Genomic DNA, 3,056 nt, shown 5'->3' with positions numbered 1-3,056 from the left:
GGCCTGCCCGTCGGCGATGGCGCGTTCAGCGGGACGCGGGCCGGTTGCCGGCGGCTGCTGGGGTTGCGCCTGCTGCGGGGCCGGGGCCGGAGCGGCCGCCGGCCCCTGGGGAGGGCGCGGGGCGCCGCCACGGCCGCCCCCTTCCAGCTGCTGCAGCCGGAAATCCATGTCGCCGCGCAGCTTCTCGATGTCCTCGGTCAGCCGGCGGTTGGAATTCTCGGCGACGTCGAGCTGGCCGCGCAGGCGGCGGACCTGTTCTTCGAGTTCGCCGACGCGGGCGAGCAGTTGCTGCACGATCTCGGCAGGCGGGGCGTTGCCGCCGCGCGGCAACGGCGCTGGCGCCACCGCGCCGCCGCCGCCGCCACCGCGGCGCAGTGCGTCGAGGTCCCGGCGCAGTTCCAGGATCTGGTTCTGGAGTGCGATGCCTTCGCGGCTGTCCATCTGCGCCGCGGCGGGCGCGGCGAGGAAGGGCAGCGTGGCGAAGGCGGCGATGAGCGCGGCGCGTGCGGCCATGTCGGCGCGGCAGCCCTGCCCCGTCGGGCCGGGCCGCCCCCCCTGCGTGGTTACTGGACGACGGTGACGGCGCGGCGGTTCTGCGCCCAGGACGCCTCGTCCGAGCCGAGCGCGGCCGGGCGGTCCTTGCCGTAGGAGATGGTGGTGATGCGCGCGCCGTTCACGCCGGCGGCGACGAGCGCGTCGCGCGCCGCGTTGGCGCGGCGCTGGCCGAGCGCCAGGTTGTACTCGCGCGTGCCGCGTTCATCGGCATGGCCTTCGACCTGCACGCGCACCGAGGAGTGCGTGCCCATCCACTGCCCCTGGCGCTGCAGCACGGGGCGCTGGTCGGCGCGGATCACCGAGCTGTCGAAGTCGAAGAAGACGCGGTCACCGACATTGGCCACCAGGTCTTCCTGGGTGCCGGGGCGGACGGTGCCAGCGCCGCCGGCGCCGGTCGCGGCGTTCTGGTCGGTGGAGGAGCAGGCGGCGAGCAGAGCGAGCGCGGCCACGGCGCCGAAAAGGCGGGTGTTCATCGGGGGGTCTCCTGGCTCGTTGAGATAAGGAAAGGGGGTCAAGCATCCGGCTTGACGCCGGTCAAGCCAAAGGATGCTGCGCTGCGTCATGACAGGAGCGGCGACCAGGCGGGGTCGGTCGCATCCGTCGGCGTCGGGATCGGGCGCTCGTTGAAGCCGGCGATGTCGATCGAGACGATGCGCGCGGAATAGCCGCCGCCACGCGAATCCGCGCGGCTTTCGCGGTAGAACATCAGCACGCGGCCATTGGGCGCGAAGGTCGGGCCTTCCATCGCCCAGCCTTCCGAGAGGATGCGCTCCCCCGAACCGTCGGGGCGCATCACGCCGATGGCGAAGCCGCCGCCGCCGAAGCGGGTGAAGGCAATGAGGTCCCCGCGCGGCGACCAGACCGGCGTCGCGTAACGGCCGCGGCCGAAGGAGATGCGGCGCGGGCTGCCCCCGTTGGCATCCATCACGTACAGTTGCTGGTCGCCGCCGCGGTCGGAGTTGAAGACGATCTGCGTCCCGTCGGGGGAAAAGCAGGGCGAGACGTCGAGCCCGCCGCCGCTGGTCAATTGCCGTTCGCGCCGGCTGGCGATGTCGACGACATAGATGTTCGCATCCCCCCCGCGCGTGGCGGAGAGCACGACGGACCGCCCATCGGGCGAGAAGCGCGGGGAGAGCGTCATGCCGGGGAAGTTGCCCAGCACCTGCTGCGCGCCCGAGCCGATGTCGAACAGCACGACGCGCGGCTGGCCGCGGTCCTGGTAGGACATGAAGGCGATGCGCTCGGCCGAGGGGTGGAAGCGCGGCGTCAGCGCGGCGAAGCGGCCATCGGTCAGGAAGCGATGGTTCTCGCCATCCTGGTCCATGATGGCCAGCCGCCGCGTGCGGCGGTCGCGCGGTCCGGTCTCGCTCACATAGACCACGCGCGTGTCGAAATAGCCCTTCTCGCCGAGCAGGCGTTCGTAGATCACGTCCGAGATCAGGTGCGCGATGCGCCGCCAATTGGCCGCGGGCGCGGTGAAGGCGGTGCCCTGCAGCTGCGATTCGGGCAGCACGTCCCACAGGCGGAACTCGACGCGCAGGCTGCCGCCCTGTTCGACGACACGGCCGGTCACCAGGGCCTGCGCGCCGATCACACGCCAGTCCTGGAAGCGTGGCGTCTGCGCCGCGGCCTCGGCGGTCTGGATGAAGGCCTGCCGGTCCACCGGGCGGAACAGGCCGGAATTACGAAGATTGGCCTGGATAACGCGGGCGATGTCGCGCCCGACGCGCGCCGCGTCGCCCGCCCCGGCGAGATCCGGGATCGCGACGGGGATCGGATCGGTCCGCGCGCGGGTGATGTCGATCACCGCACCCTGCGGCTGCTGCGCCGCGGCGGGCAGCGGCGTGGCGAAGATGCCCGGCGCCACCAGCCCGACGCCGGCACCGGCGAGGACGCGGCGGCGCGTGAAGGTGAAGTTGCTGTCAGGGTTCATCGCACGAGCCCCCTCGGATTGAAGCGGAAGATAGAGGCCATCACCGTCCCGAACTTCGAAGGCGGCACACGAAGCGGATTGCACTGCGGCGATAGTAGGGCACGGCGCGCGGATTCGTAGACAGACCGCGCGCGCGGATCTGCCGGCGGGGCGCCGTTCGGCACCACGTTGCGCACATTGCCCTGGCTGTCGAGCTGCACGCGCAATTCCACCACGATCTGGTCGGCATTCATCATGCCGCGGTCGACGTTCCAGCATTCGGCGATCTGGTCGGCCAAGCCGCGGATTTCACCCTGGGTCAGTGCCGCCGTGCCCGTCGGGCTGCCGCCGCCCTGCTGCGGCGCGCCCGAAGGATTCGGCCGCGCCGTCGGCGCGCGGTCCTGCTGCTGGGCGGTGCGAAGACGTTCGAGCGTGTTCTGCACCGACGTGCTGCGCTCCTGCGGCCGCTGCACGGGCGGCGTCTGGCCGGTGCCTGCCTGCTGCGACGGCTCGGGCGGCGGCGGGACGGGCGGCGGGGGCAGCGGCAGCGGGTCCGGGCGCGGCGTGGTCTACGCCTGCTGCTGCGGCT

The 3,056-nt window shown here is 72.4% G+C and carries 3 protein-coding genes and 1 pseudogene; all 4 read right to left on the bottom strand.

The genetic code is table 11. The features are described 5' to 3' along the window. Positions 1 to 513 (bottom strand): annotated as a pseudogene (locus HW577_RS23045) (tetratricopeptide repeat protein); the annotation flags it as partial. 50 nt (positions 514 to 563) lie between these two features. Next, positions 564 to 1,028 (bottom strand): peptidoglycan-associated lipoprotein Pal, encoded by a 465-nt coding sequence (gene pal / locus HW577_RS23040; protein WP_198378451.1) that lies wholly within the window; start codon positions 1,026 to 1,028, stop codon positions 564 to 566. An 86-nt stretch (positions 1,029 to 1,114) separates the two neighbouring features. After that, entirely contained in the window at positions 1,115 to 2,488 is a 1,374-nt protein-coding gene (gene tolB / locus HW577_RS23035) for a Tol-Pal system beta propeller repeat protein TolB (RefSeq protein WP_198378450.1), read from the bottom strand. Then, positions 2,485 to 2,910 carry a hypothetical protein gene (locus tag HW577_RS23030; protein WP_232475183.1) on the bottom strand — a complete coding sequence of 142 codons (426 nt, stop codon included), beginning with the start codon at positions 2,908 to 2,910 and terminating at the stop codon, positions 2,485 to 2,487. Before HW577_RS23030 ends, tolB begins: the two co-directional genes overlap by 4 nt. Between the last annotated feature and the right edge of the window lie 146 nt (positions 2,911 to 3,056).

The sequence above is a fragment of the Neoroseomonas rubea genome, assembly GCF_016106015.1.
Lineage (GTDB): Bacteria > Pseudomonadota > Alphaproteobacteria > Acetobacterales > Acetobacteraceae > Neoroseomonas > Neoroseomonas rubea.
The sequence above is the reverse complement of the archived record's forward strand: the minus strand, read 5'-3'. Positions and strand labels throughout refer to the sequence as shown.